Genomic DNA, 24,687 nt, shown 5'->3' with positions numbered 1-24,687 from the left:
ACAATATGCGTCAATCTTTTTTAATGTCAGATAATGAAAGTGAAGTTTTGCTCAGTGGAGCGTTACATGCGGGATGACGAGGACAAGCCTCAGGTAATTTTAATAGTTACTTTATATATAAAAATCGTGTTACAATAGATAGACACATAGTCTATAATGAAATTAGCTATTATGGTTCTATATAGATTTTACTTTCTCCGGGATGAGGTGTGAAAATGTCGTTTCGCCGGACAATTGCAAAGTATTTTAGTGATCATGCCGAAACAAATGATACACATATAGATCCTTCACTGCAGACACACTATTATAAGACGACAAGTGAAAAAGGATTGAATATGCTGGAAAATCTGTTTAAAAACGATCCCAAGTATCACATTAATGCGATCTCTAAAGAGCATGGGGAAATAAGTGCGACAATTGTCAAAGGGAAGAAAGCATTTATCGTAGCGACTGTGATTATGGTCAGACCTTACAGAACAGCAATTGACTTTTCAGTTACAACGGAGTCAACGCTTCCGATTGATTTTTGGTTATAGTCATAAGGTCATTCAGAAATTATATACATATGCCGATAAGGAACTGCCGATCGAGGATAATAAGGACAAACGGTAGTTATCAATGAATGGGGTTGGACAATATGCGATGTTCAAATTGTCAAAACAAAAGTACAAGAGTGTTGGATTCGCGGCCGATTGAAGAAGGCCGTTCAATTCGCAGACGCAGGGAATGTGAACGATGCGGCTTCAGGTTTACCACATTTGAACGGATTGAAGAAGTGCCATTAATTATTGTTAAAAAGGACGGCACCAGACAGGAATACAGCCGTGAGAAGTTAATCCGCGGTCTGATTAAAGCGTGCGAAAAGCGGCCTGTTCCACTTGAAAAAATCGAAGAGATTGCGATCGACGTCGAGAAAGAACTCCGTAATACAGGTGTTTCCGAGATAGAAAGCAATGAGGTAGGTGAAATGGTTATGGAGCGGCTTTCAGAAATTGATGAAGTGGCCTATGTCCGTTTCGCATCCGTTTATCGCCAGTTTAAGGATATCTCTGTGTTTTTGGATGAACTGAAGGATTTAATTAAATCAGACAAAGAACAATCCGAATAAGTGCTTCGGTGCGTTAGACAGAAGAAAGGGTTAAAATAATGAAGGATATCGCAAAAATCCTGCCGGTCGAAGGATATCGGGTTTTGCTGAGAGGCAGTCTCCCTTTTGACTATACAACATCGTTAACACATTTATATCAGCCTTTGATTGGAATCCATGCGGTTTCACTATATCAGACCCTGCTCAATGAACTGGATTTTCAGCGGAACACTGTATTTCAGACACACCATACACTCATGAACTATATGGACCTGCAGCTCAATGACATTTATCGGGCAAGGCTAAAACTGGAAGGGATCGGTTTATTGAAGACCTATCAGCAACAGTCAAACGATCATCGAGCGTATACATATGAATTGCAGTGTGTCTTTTCACCAGTCGAATTTTTTGCTGACGATATGCTCACACAGCTGTTGTATCATCATATAGGGCAGGATAAATTTGAAATGCTGCAGGAACATTTCCAATTACAGACAAACGAAAAAGGTACCAATATTACTGCCGCATTCAACGAAGTGTTTCAGACATTCCAGCCGCATACAACAGGATTGGATATAACAGCTGGAAATCAGCAGGCAGAGGAGAACATCCCATCGATTGATTTTTCCTGGATGGAACAAATGCTTGCGTCACGGATGATTCCAGTCAAAAAAGTATTGACGACAGCTAACAAACGACTTATTCCGCAAATGATGGAGTTGTATGATCTGGCTGAATATGAGGTGGAAAAAGCTGTATTATGGGCACTTACGGATGAGAATACACTTGACCCCAAAGAATTTAAGGAAGCCTGTCATGATTTGTTTCAATCCAAGCATCAGCAAGCAGCGATCAGACTGACTGAAAAAACGGAACAGGCTGGAGTTGAACCAGAATATCAGCCGACTACCAAGGAAGAGCAGCTGATTCTGAAATTGGAAAAAATCTCTCCGAAACAGCTGCTTGAAGATTTATCCAACGGCGGTCAGGCATCTGGTCAGGATTTGAAAATGATTCGTGAAGTCATGACGACACAGGGTTTGCCATCTCCTGTTATGAATGTCCTCATCCATTATGTCCTGCTGCAATCGGATATGAAGCTGTCGAAAGCATATATGGAAACAATCGCCAGCCATTGGTCACGCGCCAATCTGAAAACAGCCAGGGAAGCAATGGCATTTGCCAAAAACCAAAAATCGCAATCTCAGCAGCGGGAGAAGAAACGTCAAAACTACCGGAAACCTGCTTCAAAAGAAGTTGTTCCGGATTGGTTTAAGGAACGGAAGAAGAAAAAGCCGGAAGTTCCGCAGCATAATCCGGATACGGAACAAAATAACGAGGAATTTGCAGCCCTTCTCCGAGAATTTAAGAACGGAAAATAATCATTTGCAAGGATGACGATTATGAAGCCAGTACAATCTGAAATCAAAAAATGGATGGAGCAAAATAAAAATTTTAAAGAAAACTACTTAAAAGTAAGGGAAGAAGTTCTGAACGATTCTGAAATTAGTGAGTTTCTATCACTCAATCCACAGCTCTCGCAACAAGAAATTGAAAAAAATCTGATCAAACTTTATGAGTATAAGACACAATCCAAGCAGTGTGATAAATGCAAATCCTTCGGCGAATGCATCAACATGATTCAGGGTTACTCACCTATTTTGCGGACTAATCATGACGAGATCAACCTTGTATATGAAAAATGCCATAACCGGATTGACTATGAAAAACAGAAAGAACAGCAAAACCTCATTCAGAGCTTATATATGCCAAAGGATATATTTCATGCCAGCATAGACAGTATCGATATCGACAGTCAACGACAGCCGGCCGTCCATGAAATGCTAAACTTTTTGAAAGAGGCTAAAACAAATCTTCCGGAAAAAGGTGTTTATTTCTTCGGTCCATTTGGGGTCGGAAAAACGTATTTTCTGGGTGCTCTTGCCAATGAACTGAAACGAATCAACATATCGTCCATGCTGATTTATATGCCTGAATTCGTCCGGGAAATGAAAAGTTCTATCAAAGACGATTCCATTAATGAAAAAATCAATTATTTTAAGAAGACGGATGTTCTCATGCTTGATGATATCGGTGCAGAAACACAATCCGCCTGGTTTCGGGATGAGATTCTCGGATCTATTTTACAGTACCGCATGATGGAAAACTTACCAGTGTTTTTCACATCGAATTACAATCTCGAACAACTGGAAGAACAGCTTGCAACAACTAACCGGGGCGGCAGTGAATCCGTCAAAGCTGGACGGATCATTGAACGGGTCAAACAAGTCAGCAAGGAAGTTAAACTGATTGGTAGAAATCGCCGCGATTAATGATGCTCGCTGGTAATGGCAGGTAATTCCTTATTTTGGCTACAATCGAATCTAAATCCAAAAAGGTGCCATATCCCACTAAATTTTGAGGGATTGGCACCTTTTTGGATGGTGTATCAATTAGAAAAGCAGAAGCCTATACCCTATCTTAACAAGCCTAACTAGATATTTACTAGTTTCATGGTACCATACATTTTTTCATATGGATGTCCATATAATGTAACAGTTTGGTCTTGGATGAGGGTGATGTATTTGCTGGAGGTTTATTTTGAGTCGGATAAGGAAGCGATTTGTTTTTGTGAGCATTTGTTTCAATTTAATAAACAAGTTGAATTACATTGGAAAACCACAAAAGAATGGGGGAATCATTTGCAGCTGGATTATGAAGTGTCTGACAGTGACTTTATGGAGTCCATAGCTAAAGCAATGTCTGGCGTGTTCGTGACTTACCGGCTGACAGACATGATAAACAGTATTATACGCCGCAATTATTATTATAAAAATTCAGATGAGATTGAGCGTATTATGGATTTATCACATTGGATTTTTACAGGTGATGATGATGATATTCAATTGGTAAGGAATTATAAGGATCCCAGTCAATTGCTATATTCACTTTTCCTGACTAACATCAAACATTCAGAAGCGATTCATTTTGATTCGATTGTTCATTTTCAATTGAAAATATTTAAAGATCAGATTATTCATTATGTTGGACTGGCGATTGATGAATTCAAACGTGAAGAAGATCACCAGGCATTTATTGATATGCTACGGGGATATATTACCAAACGAAAACCGGTTTATGACACCATCCACATTTTGCAAGGGAATTCGTTTTCATTTTTCACGCCGGACGGTAAGCGGTTTTCAAGAATGGAATTGCGGATGCTTATGCAAAAGGAACCGCTTTATATCGTTGGACTTGATGCCGATGAGTTGAACTTATCACCGTTGATTGCGATGGCACCGGAGAAAATCAAGATATATGGTGATGATCCATCAGAACCTAAAACATTGACAGTGATCAACATTTTTCAGGAAAGGGCTGAATTTGAACCATTTAGCAGTTTTCCATTTCCATATGATTTAAAAAATAAATGAAATGGCTTGATTTTATTTTCAACAAGAGCTATAATACCATTTATATATAGTAAAATTTTATTCAGCGGACGCTTTAACCTGCTGAATGTTAGTTGAACTGTAAACTCATAACTGGTAACAGTGCTGATAAGGACATGATCGTTTGGTTATTGGGTAGATAAGAGAAGGAAGTCGTCGGCTGAAAACTTCCGCTATGCATGCAAATGATTACCACCTTTAAACTCTGCTGTTGAAGGTATAGTAAGCTGCAGCGTATATTCTGCGTTAAAGATTAATGAAGCCGCATTTTTTGCGGGAAATTGGGTGGAACCACGTGTTAAGCGCTCGTCCCTTTGCTTTAAGGCAAGGTGGCGGGCGTTTTATATTGGCTCTTTTGAAAAGGTTACTGCTCGCATGAGAAATTCATGTATGAAGTAGGTCTTACTCATAACAATCCTTTATAAAACATAGGGATTTTCAAACTAAAACGAATGATACGAACAAAGGAGTGGTTACTATGGCAGATATAACAATTACTTTCCCCGACGGTGCAAGTAAGGAGTTTCCTCAGGGAACAACCGGTGCAGATATTGCGGGTTCTATATCGTCCGGGTTAAAGAAACAGGCACTTGCAATCAAATTGGATGGGGAATCGTTTGATCTCAGACGGGAACTTCCTCATGGCGGTGCTATCGAAATCATTACGTACAAAAATGATGAGGGTGTTGACATCATGCGGCATTCGACAGCACATCTATTGGCACAGGCGGTCACCCGTCTGTTTGATGATGTGAAGTTCGGGGTCGGACCGGTTATTGATGAAGGCTTCTATTATGATATGGATTTAGACCATTCATTGACACCTGAAGACCTGCCAAAGATTGAAAAAGAAATGAAACGGATTATCGATGAAAACCTGGCAATTGAGCGGGTCGTGGTCTCCCGCAATGAAGCAAAAGAAATGTTCCGAGAAATCGGTGATAATCTGAAACTGGAATTAATCGACGATATTCCAGAAGATGAGCAGGTTACGATCTATAAGCAAGGTGAATTTTTTGATCTATGCCGCGGGGTGCATGTGCCGTCAACAAGCAAGATTAAGGCATTTAAACTGTTGAGTGTATCCGGAGCATATTGGCGCGGTGACAGCAATAACAAACAACTGCAGCGTATTTACGGGACAGCATTTGAAAAACAGGGACAGCTTGACGAATATTTACGTATTTTGGAAGAGCGGAAAGAGCGTGACCATCGTAAACTGGGTAAAGAACTTGGCATATTTAATGTGTCACAAAAGGTCGGACAAGGCTTGCCGCTCTGGCTGCCAAAAGGCGCGACTGTTCGCCGTAATATTGAACGTTATATCGTTGACTTGGAAGAACGCCTTGGTTATGACCATGTGTATACACCTGTACTGGGCAGTGTTGAATTGTACAAAACAAGCGGCCATTGGGATCATTACCAGGATGATATTTTTCCGACAATGGAAATGGACAACGAAGAGTTGTTGCTTCGTCCGATGAACTGTCCGCATCATATGATGGTGTATAAAAATCAATTATGGAGTTACCGTAATCTGCCGGTCAGAATAGCGGAACTGGGCACGATGCACCGCTATGAAATGTCCGGTGCACTGGCGGGGCTGCAGCGTGTTCGTGCGATGACACTGAATGATGCGCATATATTCGCCCGCCCAGATCAATTAAAGGATGAATTTATCCGCGTCGTTGAGCTTGTTCAAAAAGTATACAAAGACTTTGGAATTGAAGATTATTATTTCCGCCTTTCATATCGTAATCCGGAAGATAAGGAAAAGTATATTGACAATGATGAAATGTGGGAAAAAGCGCAGGCAATGCTGAAAGAAACAATGGAAGATATGGGAGTGGACTATGTAGAAGCAGAAGGTGAAGCTGCCTTTTACGGTCCGAAATTGGATGTACAGGTACAAACAGCGTTAGGAAAAGACGAAACATTGTCTACTGTTCAGCTTGATTATCAGATGCCGGAACGTTTTGACCTGACCTATATTGGTGAAGACGGCAAAGAACACCGACCGGTTGTCATCCATCGTGGTGTTGTTTCAACCATGGAACGATTCGTGGCATTTTTGCTTGAGGAATATAAAGGCGCATTCCCAACATGGCTGGCTCCTGTTCAAGTGAAGGTTATCCCGGTAGCACCAGAGGTCCATCTCGATTATGCCAAGGAAGTAGCGGATAAATTGCGTTTCCAGGGCGTGCGCGTCGAAGTGGATGAACGTGACGAAAAAATCGGCTATAAAATCAGAGAAGCACAGACACAGAAAGTCCCGTTTGCGCTGGTGCTGGGTGACAGTGAAAAAGAGAATGGCGGCGTGAATGTCCGACGTTACGGGGAGAAGCAGTCCGAAACTTTGGCTTATGAAGATTTTGAAGCGCTTATTAACAGAGAAATAAACCAAAAAGTAATGCGATCATAATCATGGAAACTTCGCCTGAATACATTTGCGTATTTGGGCTTTTTTTAGGCAGGCACCTATGATACACTAAAAATGAGCTATTAATCGTATTCGTGACTATTGACACACTGCTTAATAGATGCTATTCTATGAAAGTTGAATTAAATGATCTGAGACAAGTAGAAGCACCCGCTTCTCACCTGATCGACGCAAGCATGCAGTCGGCTGGTCTTGAATTTTTCAATAGAAATTATTGGAGACGTGTGGGTGCATCTGTGTACCGACACTTTTTATTTACGATAGAATAACTTGTCAATGAAAGATCACTCAAAAAATTTTTTGGAGGTGGCTGGCCATTAGCAAAGAAATGAACGTCAATGAAAAAATTCGTGCCCGTGAGGTACGTCTGATCGATTCAAATGGGGATCAGTTAGGAGTGAAATCCCGTAACGAAGCGCTGGATATTGCACAGAATAGAAACCTGGACTTAGTGCTGGTTGCACCGAATGCAAAACCACCAGTATGCCGTATTATGAACTATGGTAAATATCGTTACGAACAGCAAAAAAAAGAAAAAGAAGCACGCAAAAAGCAAAAAATCATTAATGTTAAAGAAGTGCGTTTCACTCCGGGAATTGGCGACCATGATTTCAACACAAAATTAAAGAATGCCCGAAAATTCTTAAGTAAGGGCGACAAAGTAAAAGCATCTGTGCGTTTCCGCGGGCGTGCGATTACGCATAAAGATCTCGGCCGGGAAGTTCTTGACCGTCTGGCTGAAGAAACAAACGATGTTGCGACAATTGAATCCAAACCAAAAATGGAAGGCCGCAATATGTTTATGATGCTTGCGCCCGTTAAGGAGAAATAGCTTTAGACTACACAAGGAGGATACCCATATGCCTAAAATGAAAAGCCATAAAGGTTCACAAAAACGTTTCCGTAAAACAGGTACAGGAAAATTAAAACGCGGACATGCGTATACAAGCCATATGTTTGCGCATAAATCTCCAAAGCAAAAACGTAAACTGCGTAAATCCGCTGTTGTTTCTAAAAGTGACTTCAGACGTATCAAAACAATGCTGCCATATAAATAAGTTTCAGGTCGAAATTTTGTTATGATTTTTCAATTGTATTAGGAGGGAATTAACATGCCACGTGTAAAAGGTGGAACAGTCACACGCAAACGCCGTAAACGCATATTAAAATTAGCTAAAGGGTATTATGGTTCAAAAAGATCGTTATTTAAAACAGCAAAACAGCAAGTGATGAAGTCCGGTCAATATGCTTATCGTGACCGCAGACAGAAAAAACGCGACTTCCGCAAACTGTGGATTGCCCGTATTAATGCTGCAGCACGTATGAATGATATTTCATACAGCAGATTAATGCACGGTTTAAAACAAGCTGGTGTCGAAATAAACCGTAAAATGCTGTCAGACCTTGCTGTCAGTGATGAAAAGGCATTTGCCCAATTAGCCGAAAAAGCTAAAGCCGCATTAAAGTAATTGCTGGCATAGTGGCCAAACCTGTTTTCCCAGGTTTGGCCATTTTTGATTAGGGGGATATCATCATGGAAATGATTGTTGTCTACATTATTGGTGTCAATGCTATTACGTTTATGTTAATGGCAGCGGATAAGCGAAAGGCGAAAAAACAAGCCTACCGTATACCCGAACGAACTTTTTGGGGTCTGGCCATTTTAGGTGGTGCTGTTGGTGTATGGGCCGGTATGAAAACCTTCCGCCATAAGACAAAACATCGTTCATTTACGTTTGGTATGCCGGTTTTAATCATTACTCAGGCTGTATTATCAGTTTTTATGATATTCATGTCATAGATGTCATAATGGCTCGTCTAATGTCATATACATGAACTGATGTATGGAACACAAACCGGCAAAGGAGGGAGGATATGGAGCAATTTGGCAATTACATGATGGTGTTTATTGAAACAGGAGGGCTGCTCGCACCGATATTATTTATTAGCTTTCATTTATTTAGACCGTTATTTTTTCTTCCGGTTGTTTTCATATGTATATCAGGCGGGGTTCTTTTCGGTGCAGTGGCCGGCACATTATATTCTGTTATTGGTATTACACTGTCAAGTATCACTTTTTATATTGTTATTCGTTTGATGCCGGATACGTTCGGGAAACTTGTCCGTTTAAAGCGAAAATTATTGGGCAACAGTTCTGAATTTACGACATCGCAAATTGCTCTTCTGAGACTCGTACCTTTCATTCACTTTCATTTGTTATCACTCTGTCTGATTGAGATTTCGGAAAATTTCAGGGATTATACCAGGTCTTCGCTGTTGACAAATATTCCACTGGCGTTTGTTTATACATCTGTCGGAAAATGGTTATCAAGTCTATCCCCCATTTCTATCCTCTTGTTTTTACTCGCTTTATTGCCAATCATTTATATTCTGCGGCGTAAAGAGATCATCATAAAATGGAATGACTTTTTCCAGGTCAGTACATGATGTGCATGCGCATCCGTTCGGCGGGTGCGCATATTTTAGCAAGAATTGGCCCCCGCAGTTCTTTTTTCAATCAATCGTTGTCAGAATCAGTTTATTGATTGGATATTTCCACGTAATGGCGGCATGTGGATAGCGGATCAATAATTCTTTTTCAATAAAATACAAATCATCCCTTGTTATTCCTTCCAATTCATCGGTATCATGGGCGAACACATGGATATCGACGACTTCAAATGATTCTTCGGTGGCATCGATATATTTTTCCCCTTCAAACAGGCAGCTTTTATATACAAACTGAATATTTTTTTTGGAATTGCCAGGATCATCCACCATATAAAATGTATTGGCTGCTTTGGCCAATTGAAGTTTCCGGTCCGGATTGCGAAAGTATTGGACAATCGTATAGACGAGTAGAGCAAGTGCGATGAAAATCAGCAGTCGGAACAAAAGAACAATCATATCTACCGTCTCCCTGTTACGTTTGATATTATGCAGTACGTTTCAACTTCCCGACAGGTTTCACGATTATGATGAATTCGTGATACAATTATAAACGAAGATTACTTTCTGAAGGTTTGATGATTATAAAGTAAGGTAAACCTCAAATACACGTAGACGCCAGCGAGGAACAGCGGACAAAGTGAGGCTCCGCAGATACGGCGTAAAGCGGTGTGTACTCGAAAAACGGGTAAAATAACAGCAATCGTTACTAAAAGAGCCTAAGCAAATACTTTGGGATTTGTTACACATATTATAAAACTGAAATGGGGTAGGGCAAATGAATTGGTCATCACTATATGCGATGCAGGAGCAATTGGATGCTTATATCGAGTCTCACCATAATCTGTCAGACAAAGACCTGTTCCGCGAGAAATACTTGGCTTTGCTTGTGGAACTGGGTGAACTGGCAAATGAAACTCGGTGCTTCAAATTTTGGAGCACGAAACCGCGGAATAATCAATCTGTTATTTTGGAGGAATATGTGGACGGTATTCATTTTATGATGTCATTGGGACTGGAAAAAGGGTACCGGTATGATTCTGACGTGGTCAATCCAGGCGAAACAGATGAGACCGGGCAATTTAATCGTGTTTACGATGCGTGTGTTACGTTTTATCGTGCTCCTTCAGAGCCACACTATGAACAGATGTTTGAAAGCTATTTGCAGCTGGGCATTTTACTCGGCTTTGATGAAAAAGCTGTTAAAAGTGCATACTTAAAAAAGAATGAAATCAATTACGAGCGCCAGAATCAAGGGTATTAATAGAAAGATTTTGTCTTTATCAATGTTGGCGTTATAATAATAGAGGAAAAATAAAAGGAGGTTTATACATATGGCGCATTTAGATGAAACAAACACCATGTTAAAGGATTTGACTGATGCAAGGGGAATTCCCGGAAATGAAAAAGAACCGCGAGAAGTAATGGAAAAATACATTTCCTCATATGCTGACGACGTCTATACCGATAATCTGGGAAGCCTGATTGCGAAAAAGGACGGTGATGCGAACGGTCCGAAAATTATGGTGGCCGGCCATTTGGATGAAGTAGGCTTTATGGTTACACGAATCGATGACGATGGCTTTGTGTATTTCCAGACTGTTGGCGGATGGTGGAATCAGGTCATGCTGGCCCAGCGCGTAACCATTATGACCACACGAGGTGATGTCACAGGTCTTATCGGATCCAAACCGCCGCATGTGCTGACAGCCGAAGAGCGCAAGAAGCCTGTGAAAATTGATAATATGTTTATCGACATTGGTGCATCAAGCAGGGAAGAAGCACAGGAATTCGGTGTTCGTCCTGGTGATTCCATTGTCCCTTACTTTGAATTTACCCAAATGAAAAATGAAAAAATGCTGATGGCAAAAGCATGGGACAACCGGATTGGCTGCGCGATCGCGATCGAAGTGCTGAAACAGCTTAACAACAAAGAGCATCCGAACACCGTATATGGGGTTGGAACGATTCAGGAAGAGGTTGGTTTGCGCGGTGCTCGTACATCAGCTCATGCCATTCAGCCGGATATCGGGTTTGGTGTCGATGTAGGAATTGCCGGCGATATGCCGGGTGTTTCGGATAAAGAGGCAGACAGCGAACTTGGAAAGGGACCACAAATCATTATCTATGACGCCTCAATGATTCCTAATAAGGGGGTCCGGGATTTAGTCGTCGACACGGCAAATGAGCAAAATATTCCATATCAATATGCAACCATTTCCGGAGGTGGGACAGATTCGGGCTCCATTCATTTAACCGCAGACGGTGTCCCGTCATTATCGATTACCATTGCAACACGCTATATTCATTCCCATGCCGCAATTTTGCATCGGGATGACTTTGAAAATGCCGTGAAACTGATTGTTGCAACGATTAAGAAATTGGATGCTGACAAAGTGAAGGAAATAAAGCTTGGTTAACCAGGGACAGCTTTTTATTAACTTGATAGCTGATAGCATGCCAAATATTTCATTTGGGGTGCTATTTTTTTGGTAAAAAACGTGGGGTAGGGGGCAGCTTGACCCGACAACAAAAATCCGGAATCACTGATATACATTCAGATTCCTTATGAGCTGTGAAGCCAAAATAAAAACGCCCAGATCAAATTCCAGGCGTTTGGTTATTCAAAGAACTCAATTCTAGGTCAAATAACTGTTCATCACCTTTTCAACATATTGCTGTGTTTCACTGAAAGGCGGTATGCCCTGGTGCTTGTCTACATTAGCCGGACCAGCATTGTACGCGGCAAGTGCTAATTCAACATCACCGTTATACTTCCCAAGCATCCGGCTTAAGTAGTTTGCTCCGCCGTCAATATTCTGCTGCGGATCATACGGGTTGGTAACACCAAGTCCCTGTGCAGTTGCAGGCATCAGCTGCATCAGTCCTTGTGCACCAGCATTACTTTTTGCATCCGCATTATAGTTTGATTCTGCCTTAATGACTGAATGAATCAATTCAGGATCAATCCCATATTTTTCGGCAGCCTGAGTTATATATGTATTAAATGTGTCTGGTAATACAGTATTGGCTGTTGTTAGCGGCAAGGTATTACTGATGCTGGAATTCGACAGGTTGTTTGCGCCTGAAGGTGATTCTGTCCAGGTATTGTTCATCCCAGGATACATTGCTGTACCGACATAAGATTTGCCTTGACCTTGATCAGCTGACATATCGTTATTGATTTGCTGCTGGAGCATTTGTTTGAACACCAAGTCGGTCATTGGGGAGTTCCTTGTATTGCTGTCTGTGACAGATGACGTCATGGCAGCCATTGCCTGTTGTTGTATGTATGATTGCAGGCTTCGTATATCCATAAATGACAACTCCTAAATCATGTTATCTATAGTTTATACTGGAAATCGTCAATGAGCAACAAATTGCTACAATAAAACCGGATTTTCTCCATATTCTTTCAATACCTGATAGTAAAAAGGGTCGTTACCAATGCAATAAATGCGATCGCACAATTGCATGATTTCATCCATATCGTGTGATGTATATAAAATTATTTTTCCGTCTTGTTTCGCCAGATCAGACAGGTAGGCCCCAATTTCCTTGCGGGATTTTAGATCAATCCCGACAGTCGGTTCGTCAAGGAGCAACAAGTTGGGTTCATGAATCAGGCTGATCGCTATATTTAATTTACGCTTCATACCGCCTGAAAGTGTTTTGACCGGTTCATCCCAATGGTCCAGCTTCATATCGCGGCAAAGCTGTTTAAGCTCATCTTTATTTTTGTGATGCCATGCAAGTTTTTCAAAAAACAGCATGTTCTCTTCGACGGTAAAATCATCCCATAGTGCAATATCCTGTGGGACAAAACCAATTTCCTTTTTCACTAGTTTTGATTCAGTTTCGTATGATTTGTTATGCAACGTTATCGTTCCGGATGTTGGCTTCGATAATGCTGCCAAAATGTGCAGCATGGTTGATTTGCCTGCACCATTCTCACCGACAAGGCCAATAATTTCCCCAGGTTTGGCTGCAAATGAGACGGTATCGAGAATTTTTCTTTTACCATATACTTTTGAAAGAGCTTGGACATTAAGCATGAAATCGCTCCTTTCTGACCAGCCAAAAAACAGCTAGTACCATAATCATAACGGACCATAAATTAACATATTCCCCTGATAGCAGCGGTGCCAATGGATTAACAAAATCAAACCACGCCGGACTGTCAATGGATGCTGCTGGGAGCACAGCACCACTGCTGATGCCAACAATTAAAACCAGCGCAAATGATACGGTGTAATATAATAATGTGTTCCTGAAAAGATGGGCAAACAGAAATGCAGCCATATTGATGAATAGACGATAAACAATAAGGCTCACGACGCTGATCCATTCCCCGAACATAAATAAGAATATGCTTACAGTGACAAGGTCGACAAGGAATAGCACGACACTGTATAACATAAAGTTTTGCAGCAAATATGATTTTAGTGACCACCGTGAAAATGCTAAACGTAAAATCGCTTTCGACCGCTTCTCCTTTATAACCCAGTCAAACACGAGCATTGTGGAAAGGAGTGTGCATATGCTCCATAATCCCCAAATAGGGAAAAGGGGCGGGGTTTGGTTTGCTTCCATAACCGTGTCATCGAACGAAAATGCTGTGTCCAGCAGGTTTTCATCTTGCTGGATTTCTTTGCTTTTTGCAGTGATTTCTTCATATGTCCATCCCGTATTTCCATTGTGCTGCTGCTCAAGTTCTTGAACGACAAATGCTGCTTTTGACCTTCCTGTCTCCTGTTGTACATAAGATAAAATCATTTCTTTGACTGCCGAATAAGCAAATGATAAATCGGATTGAAAACTGGTAATCAGCCGATCGCGATGATCCCGCTGTACGTTTTCTTCAAATCCTTCATGAATCACGAATACACTGTCCAGCTCATGTTTTTCCAGATCATGTAATGATTGATTTTCAGAAAGTATTTCCGCCCTGATAAAAGGGGTCGATTTAATGTCCTGTACCAATTCTTCAGAGGCCGCTGTTTGTTCCTCCATGACAATACCGACCGGAACTTTTGTATCGTCTTGCAATGTTTCTGTTATAGCCGTGATACCTGTTGTGGCAAGGATGGGAAACAGAAGCCAGAATATAATGCTTACCCATTGTTTTTTCCAATGCATGAAGCGCGTTGCCATAATCTGTTTCATTGGAATGCACGCTCCTTCCACAGTGATATGCCAATCATAAGCAGTATAGCAGATGACAGCATGAGCGACATCGGGACGTAATCAGCATAAAGCCTGCCATTCAGCAAAATTTCCTGGAGCCAATGGTACCCTTCACTTGCAAAAAAATATGGAAGCAGATTCTGTGCATACAACGGGAAATACAAGGTTGGTACAATCGCTCCACTTGCCAGTAAAGTAACCAGCGTAAATATTGATTGTGCGAGCAATCGTATTTTTTGCCCTGAGAAAAGTATTTCGAGTATGGCCGTGATGAACAGGTACGTTAAACTGTATAATACGGTGATGATACCAATTCGCACGTAATCTTCACCATATAGTGTAATATCCATTAACGCGATATAGATATAAAATAAAATTCCTGCAAACATACTTGCAAATATGAAAGCAGTTATGATTTTGGCCGTCAGCTGGTGAAGCACTTTCACGCCATACAACCGCATTCTGTCCTGCATGCGCTTTTGCTCCTCATTCGTAAAAAATAAATAAAAAGTCAGGAGCCATATGGTCATGATCATAAACCATGCTGCCAGACCGTAGTAGTGTACAGGTGTACTGGTAGCATTATTGCTGATTTGTTCCTCGTCCAATATTTTGTCTTTTCCGACAGCATAGACAAGAAAGTTGTTAAATTGTTGAAACAGCATGTCTTGTCGTGTTTCAGGCTCAAGGGACATCTGTTTAGCGTAAAAATTAATCGTTAAAATATTAGCCTGTGATGCACGAATGTGCCTTGCAATACTATCGAGTAATTCTTTAACAAGATAACTTTCTGTCCGCTTGTTCGGATTTCCGGTTATACTCAATGTGACAGAATTTCCGTTGTATAAGCTTTCGGTAAACCCTTTCGGAAAGCTTACATAGGCACTTAATCTGTCGTCTATTTGTGTTTTTGCCTGTGCCTCTGTCAGTGATTCCATTTTTATAAAGCTTCCCAGCTGAGATGATTCCTCGATTATTTCGGTGACCATTTCTGTTTCCGGTGACTGATCCAGATCTACCAGTCCGACATGAATTGGTTCTTGTTCATGAGGCGTGAATATGGAAATAGCCACAAAAGCAATGAGAGATACAAGTATAATCGGGAACAGTAAAAGAAGAGGAAGTGATAGCCACTTCCTCTGCAATTTCTTCAGATTGCTTCGTATAAATAGAATACTATGCTTGATAAATGTCATGCCGGCACTTCCTCATTAAAAGCTGTTCATACTATCGCCAGGAGCACCCATAATCTCCATCAGCCATTGCTGAAATTGCGTTGCCACTTCTGTTTGGAAATATTGTTCCAATTCGTTTAAGGACATGCCGCCAAGATTTTTCGCATTGGCATCATCAGGCTGCTCCACTTCATTAATTGTTTGGGCATCATTCTTTACATGCAAGCTGATGATATCCTGTGGAAGATCCGGAATTTCGACCGTAAGTGTGTGCTCAGCATTCATTTGATCATTATCATACGTTGCCTCTCCGTTCCAGTTCAGACTTCCGGAGTCGTTCGTACTTTGGCTGTTTAATGAAAAAGTTCGTTCAAATTCTCTTGTTCCATCCTCGAGTGTGGATGTACCCGTGTATGATAACTCTATATCACCTGCAGCAACTGAAATGGAATCATCGAGTGCATTATCTTGATTAGACAGATCAGCATTCAAGGTTAATGCCCCTTCGTCTATCGCGAATTCATAGTCAATGGTTTGCTGTGCGTCTTGTAGTAATTGATTGCCTTGGACAGTGAGGGACACTGTTTCTTCATCTTTTGGCGCCATACTGACGGAAAAATCCCGTTTGACGATCAAATCGTCCTGTACCCAAACGACAGACGTTAGACCATCCGGAATCTGGAAATCTTCCAAACCGTTAATTGTTTCATCGATAGATTGCTCGAAATCTTCCATCATGGTATCCACTTCATTTTCCATTTCAGCAGGCATTGTATTGGATGCAAATATACCAAATTGTTGCATCTTGATTTGATCCTTAATGATTTCTTTTAACTGATCATCATTTTTCATTTTTTCCAGAACGGTAGTTACCAATTCTTTAACTTCCTGCTCTGAAAGCTGAAGGGTTATTTTTTCTGTATCGATCGACTCATCCTGGACAGTGACTGTCTCATCTGCTGATTCAAAAGCATCATCCGGCAGTTCGTTATAAATCATCGCAAAATATTCATCTGCTATATAGGATTGATCTTCATCTGACAGCATGCCATCCATCTGGTTGAATAATTGCTCAAAATCTATATTGAAATCGTTGAGTGATGGGTCTGCTTCCTGCAATAGTGCCGTTAAATCGTCATCTTTGATCTGCAGTCCTTCCTCCAGAAATGGTAGCTCCAATTGGACATTATCAGCATCAACATACATACTGACGTCATTAATATCGATTCCTGCGAAGTTCATTTGCAGATCTGCTGCCAGCTGGTTTTCATCCTGATTCAATTGAGATGTCAGCTGTATGGTTGAATTATTAATCAGCTGTTCAGGACTCATTCCCATTCCATTGCTTGGCGGGCCGTTATACTCAGCTGACAATTCCAATGAATTTTCAGTTGGATTTTCCATTGTCGTTTTTGCCCAGTCAAACTCCGACTGATAACGTTCCTCCACTTTTTCGGTGATAAATTCAATAGTGTTTTTCTCAGCACTAAAATACTGTGCCTTTGGAGAACCGGTCTTCAATACAAAGGCTGCCACACTCCCTCCAATCACCAATAAAGCCGCAACTATGATGGCTATGTATTTTTTGGGTATTCCTTTCTTCGCTTCACCATTCTGTTCCATTTAACTGATCTCCTTTCTAAATCTCTATAAATATATGTATTATGATGTCCTTGTCCTAATACAGCAATTCAATTATATACCATTCTTTAAATCAATGGTCAATAGTGTTGAAAAATGTTGTAAAATGACAGCCGCAAAAAATCTGTTATATAAGTGTATTAAATAGGTCAATAGACTCATAACAATGGACTAAATAAAAAATTTTCATGATAATTGGATTATAGACAGGGACTTATGATTCATTTTCATAAAAACAACCAGATTCACATTTCTGACGTTATAAAAAAAGATAGATGCATCTTACCGCATCTATCTTTTTCCATCAGCTGTTGTTTGCCTGTTTGACACCTTGTTCCAATGCTTCAAGCATATCATGTTTGTCTTGTTCATCAGATTGCTCCCAAATCAGTTCAAAAAGTACCCCTAAACCTGGAAGCATTTTTTCTTCGCCGTCTTGAATAGCATCGACAATTGTTGCTTCCAATTGTCCCTGGTCATTTTCTGCGATATTGGATACAATAGCTTTACGTAAATTCAGATCCATGAAACCACCTCTTCAGATTGATTAAACTAACAATAGTTTGACCGCTGCAATCAAAAATATGTATGATAAGAAAATAAATTGCCGAAATGGGATGAACACAATGATCACATCATTGCAAAATACAAAAGTGAAACAATGGATGAAATTGCACAAACGAAAAGGCCGCAAGCAATCCGGGATGTTTTTAATTGAAGGATTCCATTTGATTGAAGAAGCGTATCAAAGTAAATGGGGAATCAACGAAATAATGATAGTGGAAGGGCTTCATTATCCGGACTGGTGCGATCATTTTTCCATGACGACTGTCAGCAGGAATGTCCTGCAGCATATAACGCAGACAGAAACGCCGCAGGGAATAGCAGCGGTGGTAAGCATGCGACAACCGGAAGAAGTCATGTGTCATACGGCATTATTAATTGATTCGATTCAAGATCCGGGCAACCTAGGTACCATGATTCGAACCGCAGATGCGGCCGGTTTTGATAAGGTTATACTTGGTAATAATACGGTTGATGTATATAATGATAAAGTTATCCGTGCAACACAAGGTTCATTATTCCACCTGCCGATTATACAGGCTGATCTCAAGGCAAAAATACCTGAATTACAGGCCGAAGGATTTTCCGTATGGGCATCATCACTGGAACATGCCATTGCACTGGAACAAGCTGAAGTTACCGGCAAAACAGCGTTGATTGTAGGAAATGAAGGGGCAGGCGTACGGGATGAACTGATCCGACTGGTAGATCAATCAGTTAAAATTCCAATTTACGGAAAAGCCGAATCATTGAATGTCAGTGTTGCAGCAGGTATCCTAATGTATTATATTAAACGGTAGCAGTTGCAAACTGCCGGTAAATTGTCTATAATGAAATAAATTTGACCTGTGCAAAGCAAAGTATTAATAGCTGTGAAAGAGACTGGCGCAATACATTCCTGCGGCAAAAGGGAAGAGATGTCATAGACTGAGAGCATCTCTGCTGTATGGATTGCTGCCATTTCACTCTGGAGCTGGCACTTGGACCTAGTATAAGTAAAGGTGCCCCGGATCATATAATCCGTTATCAAATTGGAGTTGGACACGGAATAACTGTGTCAACAAGGGTGGTACCGCGACATCATAGCCTCGTCCCTTAGTGGGAATGGGGGCTTTTTTTATTAGTCAAAAACAAATGCTTGTGGATAAATTATTGGCATGAACAGTTGCATTCCACTCCAGCGCTCTACGATAGCGAGACTTCCCTCGCCTTCGTACGATAAGTCAACATCGGTTCCTTGCAGTCGCCGTGTTTCCTTTATCTCCCGCGGTTCAGTCCAGTCCGTACGTCACTGACCGGGCACTTGCGCTTTTGATTTTGTTCAGCATTATTTGATAGCAACATTTTACGAGGAGGCATTATTCATGAAAGAGCAGTTGGAAAACATCCGCCAGGAAGCACTCGCTAAAGTAAGCGAGGCGGCAGATTTAAAAGAACTTCAGGATATCAAAGTAACCTATTTGGGTAAAAAAGGATCCCTGACAAGTGTGCTGCGTGGTATGGGGAACCTTTCCAAAGAAGAGAGACCTGTTGTGGGTGAGATCGCCAACAATGTGCGTGAGGCCATTACAAAGGAAATAGACGAAAAGACTGATGCCCTTGAGCAAGCTGCACTGGAAGAAAAGCTTGAAAACGAGGCACTTGATGTCACATTGCCTGGCCGTCCGGTGCAGGTTGGCGGGGCCCACTTACTGACAAGCATCATTGAGGAAATTGAGGACTTGTTTATTGGCATGGGCTATGAAGTACGGGAAGGTCCGGAAGTGGAAACCGACTATTTCAATTTCGAGGCGCTGAACTTGCCTAAAGGGCATCCAGCGCGTGATATGCAGGATACATTTTATATTACAAATGAGCTGCTACTCCGGACGCATACATCACCAGTGCAGGCCAGGACAATGCAGCATTACGGCGGAACACAGCCCGTTAGAATGATTTGCCCAGGCAAGGTTTATCGCCGCGATACAGATGATGCAACACATTCCCATCAATTTACACAAATCGAAGGACTTTATGTTGATAAAAATGTCCGGATGAGTGATTTGAAAGGGACGCTGGATAATTTTGCCAAAAGCATGTTTGGTGATGACCGTGAAATCCGTCTGCGTCCAAGTTTCTTTCCGTTTACCGAGCCATCTGTTGAGATGGATATTTCTTGTAAAGTGTGTAAAGGAGATGGTTGTTCTGTCTGCAAGCACTCAGGCTGGATCGAAATTCTCGGGGGCGGAATGGTTCATCCGAATGTATTGGAAATGGCCGGCTATGATTCTGAGGAATATACTGGGTTTGCGTTCGGAATGGGACCGGAGCGAATTGCCATGCTGAAGTACGGAATTGATGATATCCGTCATTTCTATACCAATGACAAGCGGTTTATTACCCAGTATCATCATGCTAAAGGAGGAACATTGTAGTGTTAGTATCATTAAATTGGCTGAAAAATTACGTTGATATCAGCTCGAACACCCCCGAAGATTTGGCGGAAAAAATTTCGAAGGCGGGTATCGAAGTCGATGGAATTGCGTATATAGCAGCGGAAAGCAGCGGTGTCGTTGTCGGTCATGTTGAATCGTGTGAGCAACACCCGAATGCAGATAAATTGAATCTGTGCCAGGTTGATGTCGGTAATGAACAACTGCAGATCATCTGCGGTGCACCAAATGTCCGACAGGGGCAGAAGGTGGCAGTTGCTAAGCCTGGAGCTGTGCTGCCTAATAATTTCAAAATCAAAAAAGTAAAATTGCGCGGTGTCGAATCCAATGGCATGATTTGCTCACTCCAGGAACTCGGCATTGACGAGAAATATGTTCCGAAAGACATTGCTGAGGGCATTTTTGTGTTTCCAGATGATGTTACAGTCGGTGAAAGTGTTGAGCCGCTTCTGAATTTAAACGATGCCGTACTGGAATTTGACTTGACGCCGAATCGTGCAGATGCCTTAAGTATGCTTGGCGTTGCATATGAAACAGCTGCCATTCTTGATCAGGAAGTCCACTTGCCGAGTGAAACGGTACACCCTGGCGGCGGAAAAACTGGTGATTACGTATCAGTAAAAGTGGAAGCACCCGAGTTGAATCCGTACTATGGAGCATTTATCGCAAGAGATGTTGAGATCAAACCATCGCCTATGTGGATGCGCAATGCTTTAATGGCCGCTGGTATCCGTCCGATTAATAATGTGGTGGACATTACCAATTATGTTTTGCTCGAGTATGGACAGCCGTTGCATGCATTTGATTATGACCGGTTTGGATCGGACCAGGTAGTAACCCGCCGTGCTGAACAAAATGAAAAAATGACGACACTGGATGGTGAACAGAGAACATTATCCAATGAGAATCTTGTCATCACTAACGGAAAAGAACCGGTCGCTCTTGCTGGTGTAATGGGCGGTTTGCATACGGAAGTCAATGAAAATACGACAACTGTTTTACTAGAGGCTGCCTATTTTGCCCCATTTGCAGTCCGTACAACAGTTAAAGACACCGGACTGCGGAGTGACTCGAGTACAAGGTTCGAAAAAAGTGTTGACCCTAACCGGGTTGAACGTGCCGGACTGCGTGCATGCCATTTGCTCGAAAAATACGCAGGGGCGACCATTCTGGCTGATCCCGTATCATTTGATGAATTGGATCGCAGTGAAACAACAGTGGTTATCGAAACCGATGAGATTAATAATCGGTTGGGTACGGCCATTACTACAGAGGATATTGGTCTCATCTTAAATAGGCTGCAATTCTTGTTCGAGCAGGACAATGATCGATTTGTTGTGAAAGTTCCGACCCGTCGCGGGGATATCACGATTTTTGAGGATATGCTTGAGGAAGTGGCAAGGATTTACGGCTATGATCATTTGCCATATACGTTACCGAAAGGCTCATCACAGGCTGGCGGGCTAACGAAAAAACAACAGTTGAAACGTGAAGTAAAAAACTATTTGCAAAGTACTGGCCTAATGGAAACGATCACTTATTCATTAACCGATGATGCCGTGATTAATAAACTGATCAGTCCGGAATTGCGGAAGAAAAGTCCGAATCCGGTCCAGCTCTCGATGCCGATGAGTGAGGATCATCAATATTTGCGCCTGAGTATTTTGCCGGAGCTGCTGAAAACATTGGCGTATAATCGCGCACGCAAACAGACGAACATTCAATACTTTGAGCTTGGAAATGTGTTCGTTACGGATGAAACAACACTTTCAACGCAACCGGATGAACAATTGCGCCTGGCTGGAGCGCTTACGGGTCTGTGGGTTCATCATCCATGGCAGCAGGAAAAAAAGCAGGTTGACTTTTATTTAATCAAGGGGATTATAGAAGGATTATTCGATCTGCTAAATATTCCGATTTCCTTTGAACAAACAAAATTGCCTGACATGCATCCAGGGAGATGTGCTACGGTTTCATCCGGCAATCGTGTTATCGGATTTTTGGGTCAGGTTCATCCATCACTGGAAAAAACAATGGATATAAATGAAACGTATGTATTTGACATCGATATGGAGGCCGTTTTACACGGTTATACGAATACAACCGGCTACAAGCCAATTCCAAAATATCCATCAGTCGCAAGAGATATTGCCTTTATTGTTGATGAAGAGGTCAATGCCGGAGATTTGCAGGAAACAATCACAGCGGCCGGTTCACCACTGGTTCAGGACGTTCAGATTTTTGATGTGTATAAAGGAGAAAATTTGCCTGATGGTAAAAAGTCCATTGCGTACAGCCTGCTTTATCAGGATCCGGAAAAAACCCTGAAAGACGACGAGGTGGAGCAATCTTATCAGAAAATCGTGGATACAGTGAATAAAAAATTTAACGCATATGTACGTTCATAATAAAAGCAGAGCAGGCACGCTTATCTGGTGCCTGCTCTGCTTTTTATAAGGCTGTTTTCAAAAAGATTGTTGTTTTTGACACAAAAGCTACAAACTGCGACACAGAACTAAGAGAGACCGGTTGGTATCATTTAGCGGGCTTTTCTGAAGATGTAGCTGGAATATACTCGTTTTCCGTGGGCTCACCACGAGTCTCCTGCGGGAACAGCGACAGTATAAAGACCCCGCAGTGAGGAACGAACGAGGAGGCTGGGACCGTCGTCCGCGGAAAGCGACGAGCTTAAGCTGCGGTAGCAAGGATGCTGCTTCACTGAAAGAAATTGCAACACGACGAGTACATGTGTGATTCCGGAGTGGTGTCATTGCACACAACTTTTTCACTGTGTGTCGCAGTTAATAGCAACGCTAAGGGTTTTGAAGAGCAACACAAGTTACGAAAAGAGCTTTTCATAAAAGGGATTGTGCTTTTTTCGTATTGGCAAAATGGGTCTTGGCGCATGTGTTCAGTATTTCCCGGTCTTTTGATTTCATCATACGGGCGGCTGCCTGGTCAACTTTTCCCGATGCGCCTTTAGGCAGTGTAAAGCCAGTTTTTTTCGATAACTGCTCCATTTCTTTTAAAAAGCTCGTTCTGGCAATGATAGAGCTAGCAGCTACTGCGATGGAATGACTTTCTGCTTTCGTCATGAAATACGTGTTATCCGGCAATTGCTCATTTTCGGCAGCAAGATAACGCTTGTAGACTGGCACTTCACAAAACTGGTCAATCAATATACCATCTACTTCCGCTGAATCCACTTTGCTTAAAACATTGGTGATCGCATGATGATGAAGCATGGCTTTCATTTTTCCCTGTGACCAGCCCTGTTTTTGCAAATGGTTGTATTTCTCATTTCGCAATACTAAAAGTGAATAAGGCATGTCAAGCTTTAGGATGTCATTGGCTATTTGGCGGATAGTCGTATCGCCAAGATTTTTGGAGTCCCTTACACCTAATTCTTTTAACAAATCTATTTGGTCTTTTTTTACAAAAATGGCCGCTGCGGTGATCGGGCCAAAATAATCGCCTGTTCCTGCTTCATCTGAACCAATATGGTTTCCGGTTAATAGTGTCTCCGGTGGTGTGAATACCGTTTGCTGCCGGGCGGGCTTTTTCGGTTTTGCCGATTTTTCCGTCTCAATGTCAGCCCATTTTTTGGCCTCTGCAGCCGGGTCTTTTCCCTGAAATAAAACTTTTCCGGATTGATAGGCAGTGATGACCGCATTGGTTGTTCTGGCCCGAAAAACAGCTCCCTGTGGTGTCGTTTGCAAACGATCGGAATAGTAAATTTTCATTTGATCAAGTGTTTCCGCTGTTAATACGTATACATGTTGTGGCATGGTGAACCTCCGTTTTTTACTCATCTAGCGCATTGCAATTTAATATATCATTTTTGGATTTCCGATTGAAGGTTTTTGTGTTACGATATATTCGATTATGTTAACGTAAAAAATAATAAATGAATAGTTGATCTTATAAGAAAATGAAACATTCTCATGATAAGGAACCGTTGAAAAATAACGATTACAGGAGGCTGACGAGTGTGACCCAGGATGATAAAACACGGGTAACCGTTGAGATATATAATAAAAATTATACAATAGTCGGAAATGAAGATACAAGTCATGTCCGTCTGGTTGCCAGTCAGGTGGATCATAAAATGCGTGAAATTCACGGGTCAAACCAGCAGCTTACAACGGCGGAGCTGGCAGTACTTACCGCTGTCAATACAATGAATGACTATATGAAATTAAAAGAGGACTATGCAGCACTCATGGGATCACAAAATAGGAAAGAGGAACAGTAATAT

General features: G+C 41.6%; 25 protein-coding genes and 1 other annotated feature. Of the genes, 17 read left to right on the top strand and 8 right to left on the bottom strand.

Annotation, left to right across the window (positions count from 1 at the left end; genetic code table 11):
- The first annotated feature begins 215 nt into the window (after positions 1-215).
- The 11 genes from BM195_RS13345 to BM195_RS13295 all read left to right on the top strand — a co-directional run bounded on the left by BM195_RS13345 (position 216) and on the right by BM195_RS13295 (position 9,430).
- Positions 216-536 carry a cytosolic protein gene (locus BM195_RS13345; RefSeq protein ID WP_342028039.1) on the top strand — a complete coding sequence of 107 codons (321 nt, stop codon included), beginning with the start codon at positions 216-218 and terminating at the stop codon, positions 534-536.
- A 101-nt stretch (positions 537-637) separates the two neighbouring features.
- Positions 638-1,108 carry a transcriptional regulator NrdR gene (nrdR, locus tag BM195_RS13340; RefSeq protein ID WP_090239188.1) on the top strand — a complete coding sequence of 157 codons (471 nt, stop codon included), beginning with the start codon at positions 638-640 and terminating at the stop codon, positions 1,106-1,108.
- Positions 1,109-1,146: 38 nt separating this feature from the next.
- The gene (locus BM195_RS13335; protein WP_090239184.1) at positions 1,147-2,469 is read left to right on the top strand and encodes a replication initiation and membrane attachment family protein; all 1,323 of its coding nucleotides are present in this window, start codon (positions 1,147-1,149) and stop codon (positions 2,467-2,469) included.
- Positions 2,470-2,490: 21 nt separating this feature from the next.
- Positions 2,491-3,420, top strand: coding sequence for a primosomal protein DnaI (gene dnaI / locus BM195_RS13330; RefSeq protein ID WP_090239181.1), 930 nt, complete (start codon positions 2,491-2,493; stop codon positions 3,418-3,420).
- Positions 3,421-3,666: 246 nt separating this feature from the next.
- Positions 3,667-4,524, top strand: a complete 858-nt coding sequence (gene ytxC, locus BM195_RS13325) for a putative sporulation protein YtxC (RefSeq protein ID WP_244535767.1) — start codon at positions 3,667-3,669, stop codon at positions 4,522-4,524.
- A gap of 496 nt (positions 4,525-5,020) precedes the next feature.
- Positions 5,021-6,964: a threonine--tRNA ligase gene (gene thrS, locus BM195_RS13320; protein ID WP_090239178.1), complete on the top strand. Its 1,944-nt coding sequence runs from the start codon at positions 5,021-5,023 to the stop codon at positions 6,962-6,964.
- A 150-nt stretch (positions 6,965-7,114) separates the two neighbouring features.
- Positions 7,115-7,242 (top strand) — a sequence feature (ribosomal protein L20 leader region).
- Positions 7,243-7,310: 68 nt separating this feature from the next.
- The gene (infC, locus tag BM195_RS13315) at positions 7,311-7,814 is read left to right on the top strand and encodes a translation initiation factor IF-3 (RefSeq protein ID WP_139224006.1); all 504 of its coding nucleotides are present in this window, start codon (positions 7,311-7,313) and stop codon (positions 7,812-7,814) included.
- A 28-nt stretch (positions 7,815-7,842) separates the two neighbouring features.
- Positions 7,843-8,040, top strand: coding sequence for a 50S ribosomal protein L35 (gene rpmI, locus BM195_RS13310; protein WP_090239173.1), 198 nt, complete (start codon positions 7,843-7,845; stop codon positions 8,038-8,040).
- Between the two features lie 54 nt (positions 8,041-8,094).
- Positions 8,095-8,451 (top strand): 50S ribosomal protein L20, encoded by a 357-nt coding sequence (gene rplT, locus BM195_RS13305; protein ID WP_090239170.1) that lies wholly within the window; start codon positions 8,095-8,097, stop codon positions 8,449-8,451.
- A gap of 65 nt (positions 8,452-8,516) precedes the next feature.
- Positions 8,517-8,783, top strand: coding sequence for a DUF1294 domain-containing protein (locus BM195_RS13300; protein WP_090239168.1), 267 nt, complete (start codon positions 8,517-8,519; stop codon positions 8,781-8,783).
- 74 nt (positions 8,784-8,857) lie between these two features.
- Positions 8,858-9,430, top strand: a complete 573-nt coding sequence (locus BM195_RS13295; protein WP_090239164.1) for a TVP38/TMEM64 family protein — start codon at positions 8,858-8,860, stop codon at positions 9,428-9,430.
- Between the two features lie 66 nt (positions 9,431-9,496).
- Here the strand turns inward: BM195_RS13295 and BM195_RS13290 are convergent, their stop codons facing one another.
- On the bottom strand, positions 9,497-9,889 hold the full coding sequence (locus BM195_RS13290) for a sigma-w pathway protein ysdB (protein WP_090239161.1): 393 nt from the start codon (positions 9,887-9,889) through the stop codon (positions 9,497-9,499).
- Positions 9,890-10,208: 319 nt separating this feature from the next.
- Here BM195_RS13290 and BM195_RS13285 point away from each other — a divergent pair, with 319 nt between their 5' ends.
- The gene (locus tag BM195_RS13285; protein WP_090239159.1) at positions 10,209-10,694 is read left to right on the top strand and encodes a dUTP diphosphatase; all 486 of its coding nucleotides are present in this window, start codon (positions 10,209-10,211) and stop codon (positions 10,692-10,694) included.
- Between the two features lie 70 nt (positions 10,695-10,764).
- Positions 10,765-11,850, top strand: a complete 1,086-nt coding sequence (locus BM195_RS13280) for a M42 family metallopeptidase (protein ID WP_090239157.1) — start codon at positions 10,765-10,767, stop codon at positions 11,848-11,850.
- A gap of 219 nt (positions 11,851-12,069) precedes the next feature.
- On the opposite strand, the gene BM195_RS13275 is transcribed toward BM195_RS13280, so the two are convergent.
- From BM195_RS13275 to sspI, 6 genes are all read right to left on the bottom strand, one after another.
- Positions 12,070-12,747 (bottom strand): lytic transglycosylase domain-containing protein, encoded by a 678-nt coding sequence (locus BM195_RS13275; RefSeq protein WP_090239155.1) that lies wholly within the window; start codon positions 12,745-12,747, stop codon positions 12,070-12,072.
- Positions 12,748-12,813: 66 nt separating this feature from the next.
- Entirely contained in the window at positions 12,814-13,485 is a 672-nt protein-coding gene (locus tag BM195_RS13270; RefSeq protein WP_090239153.1) for an ABC transporter ATP-binding protein, read from the bottom strand.
- The gene (locus BM195_RS13265; RefSeq protein WP_090239151.1) at positions 13,478-14,596 is read right to left on the bottom strand and encodes an ABC transporter permease; all 1,119 of its coding nucleotides are present in this window, start codon (positions 14,594-14,596) and stop codon (positions 13,478-13,480) included. The genes BM195_RS13270 and BM195_RS13265 overlap by 8 nt, the downstream gene beginning before the upstream one ends.
- Positions 14,593-15,813: an ABC transporter permease gene (locus BM195_RS13260; protein WP_090239149.1), complete on the bottom strand. Its 1,221-nt coding sequence runs from the start codon at positions 15,811-15,813 to the stop codon at positions 14,593-14,595. The genes BM195_RS13265 and BM195_RS13260 overlap by 4 nt, the downstream gene beginning before the upstream one ends.
- Positions 15,814-15,828: 15 nt before the next feature.
- Positions 15,829-17,415, bottom strand: a complete 1,587-nt coding sequence (locus tag BM195_RS13255) for a DUF6583 family protein (RefSeq protein ID WP_090239147.1) — start codon at positions 17,413-17,415, stop codon at positions 15,829-15,831.
- A 322-nt stretch (positions 17,416-17,737) separates the two neighbouring features.
- Positions 17,738-17,959 carry a small acid-soluble spore protein SspI gene (gene sspI / locus BM195_RS13250; protein ID WP_090239145.1) on the bottom strand — a complete coding sequence of 74 codons (222 nt, stop codon included), beginning with the start codon at positions 17,957-17,959 and terminating at the stop codon, positions 17,738-17,740.
- Between the two features lie 100 nt (positions 17,960-18,059).
- On the opposite strand from sspI, the gene BM195_RS13245 reads away from it, so the two are divergent.
- The 3 genes from BM195_RS13245 to pheT all read left to right on the top strand — a co-directional run bounded on the left by BM195_RS13245 (position 18,060) and on the right by pheT (position 22,837).
- Positions 18,060-18,797, top strand: a complete 738-nt coding sequence (locus tag BM195_RS13245) for a TrmH family RNA methyltransferase (RefSeq protein WP_090239143.1) — start codon at positions 18,060-18,062, stop codon at positions 18,795-18,797.
- A 564-nt stretch (positions 18,798-19,361) separates the two neighbouring features.
- Complete coding sequence (pheS, locus tag BM195_RS13240; RefSeq protein WP_090239141.1) at positions 19,362-20,411, top strand: phenylalanine--tRNA ligase subunit alpha; 1,050 nt, start codon at positions 19,362-19,364, stop codon at positions 20,409-20,411.
- Positions 20,411-22,837 (top strand): phenylalanine--tRNA ligase subunit beta, encoded by a 2,427-nt coding sequence (gene pheT / locus BM195_RS13235; protein WP_090239139.1) that lies wholly within the window; start codon positions 20,411-20,413, stop codon positions 22,835-22,837. The genes pheS and pheT overlap by 1 nt, the downstream gene beginning before the upstream one ends.
- 447 nt (positions 22,838-23,284) lie before the next feature.
- On the opposite strand, the gene rnhC is transcribed toward pheT, so the two are convergent.
- Positions 23,285-24,217: a ribonuclease HIII gene (gene rnhC / locus BM195_RS13230; protein ID WP_090239136.1), complete on the bottom strand. Its 933-nt coding sequence runs from the start codon at positions 24,215-24,217 to the stop codon at positions 23,285-23,287.
- A gap of 203 nt (positions 24,218-24,420) precedes the next feature.
- On the opposite strand from rnhC, the gene zapA reads away from it, so the two are divergent.
- The gene (gene zapA, locus BM195_RS13225) at positions 24,421-24,684 is read left to right on the top strand and encodes a cell division protein ZapA (RefSeq protein WP_090239133.1); all 264 of its coding nucleotides are present in this window, start codon (positions 24,421-24,423) and stop codon (positions 24,682-24,684) included.
- Positions 24,685-24,687 lie beyond the last annotated feature (3 nt).

The sequence above is a fragment of the Lentibacillus halodurans genome (assembly GCF_900112045.1).
GTDB lineage: Bacteria > Bacillota > Bacilli > Bacillales > Amphibacillaceae > Lentibacillus > Lentibacillus halodurans.
The sequence above is the reverse complement of the archived record's forward strand: the minus strand, read 5'-3'. Positions and strand labels throughout refer to the sequence as shown.

Bases quoted from the DNA above. Each gene is read 5' to 3' on its own strand.
- BM195_RS13345 (WP_342028039.1), top strand. From the start codon at position 216: ATGTCGTTTCGCCGGACAATTGCAAAGTATTTTAGTGATCATGCCGAA.
- nrdR (WP_090239188.1), top strand. From the start codon at position 638: ATGCGATGTTCAAATTGTCAAAACAAAAGTACAAGAGTGTTGGATTCG.
- BM195_RS13335 (WP_090239184.1), top strand. From the start codon at position 1,147: ATGAAGGATATCGCAAAAATCCTGCCGGTCGAAGGATATCGGGTTTTG.
- dnaI (WP_090239181.1), top strand. From the start codon at position 2,491: ATGAAGCCAGTACAATCTGAAATCAAAAAATGGATGGAGCAAAATAAA.
- ytxC (WP_244535767.1), top strand. From the start codon at position 3,667: ATGTATTTGCTGGAGGTTTATTTTGAGTCGGATAAGGAAGCGATTTGT.
- thrS (WP_090239178.1), top strand. From the start codon at position 5,021: ATGGCAGATATAACAATTACTTTCCCCGACGGTGCAAGTAAGGAGTTT.
- infC (WP_139224006.1), top strand. From the start codon at position 7,311: ATGAACGTCAATGAAAAAATTCGTGCCCGTGAGGTACGTCTGATCGAT.
- rpmI (WP_090239173.1), top strand. From the start codon at position 7,843: ATGCCTAAAATGAAAAGCCATAAAGGTTCACAAAAACGTTTCCGTAAA.
- rplT (WP_090239170.1), top strand. From the start codon at position 8,095: ATGCCACGTGTAAAAGGTGGAACAGTCACACGCAAACGCCGTAAACGC.
- BM195_RS13300 (WP_090239168.1), top strand. From the start codon at position 8,517: ATGGAAATGATTGTTGTCTACATTATTGGTGTCAATGCTATTACGTTT.
- BM195_RS13295 (WP_090239164.1), top strand. From the start codon at position 8,858: ATGGAGCAATTTGGCAATTACATGATGGTGTTTATTGAAACAGGAGGG.
- BM195_RS13290 (WP_090239161.1), bottom strand. From the start codon at position 9,889: ATGATTGTTCTTTTGTTCCGACTGCTGATTTTCATCGCACTTGCTCTA.
- BM195_RS13285 (WP_090239159.1), top strand. From the start codon at position 10,209: ATGAATTGGTCATCACTATATGCGATGCAGGAGCAATTGGATGCTTAT.
- BM195_RS13280 (WP_090239157.1), top strand. From the start codon at position 10,765: ATGGCGCATTTAGATGAAACAAACACCATGTTAAAGGATTTGACTGAT.
- BM195_RS13275 (WP_090239155.1), bottom strand. From the start codon at position 12,747: ATGGATATACGAAGCCTGCAATCATACATACAACAACAGGCAATGGCT.
- BM195_RS13270 (WP_090239153.1), bottom strand. From the start codon at position 13,485: ATGCTTAATGTCCAAGCTCTTTCAAAAGTATATGGTAAAAGAAAAATT.
- BM195_RS13265 (WP_090239151.1), bottom strand. From the start codon at position 14,596: ATGAAACAGATTATGGCAACGCGCTTCATGCATTGGAAAAAACAATGG.
- BM195_RS13260 (WP_090239149.1), bottom strand. From the start codon at position 15,813: ATGACATTTATCAAGCATAGTATTCTATTTATACGAAGCAATCTGAAG.
- BM195_RS13255 (WP_090239147.1), bottom strand. From the start codon at position 17,415: ATGGAACAGAATGGTGAAGCGAAGAAAGGAATACCCAAAAAATACATA.
- sspI (WP_090239145.1), bottom strand. From the start codon at position 17,959: ATGGATCTGAATTTACGTAAAGCTATTGTATCCAATATCGCAGAAAAT.
- BM195_RS13245 (WP_090239143.1), top strand. From the start codon at position 18,060: ATGATCACATCATTGCAAAATACAAAAGTGAAACAATGGATGAAATTG.
- pheS (WP_090239141.1), top strand. From the start codon at position 19,362: ATGAAAGAGCAGTTGGAAAACATCCGCCAGGAAGCACTCGCTAAAGTA.
- rnhC (WP_090239136.1), bottom strand. From the start codon at position 24,217: ATGCCACAACATGTATACGTATTAACAGCGGAAACACTTGATCAAATG.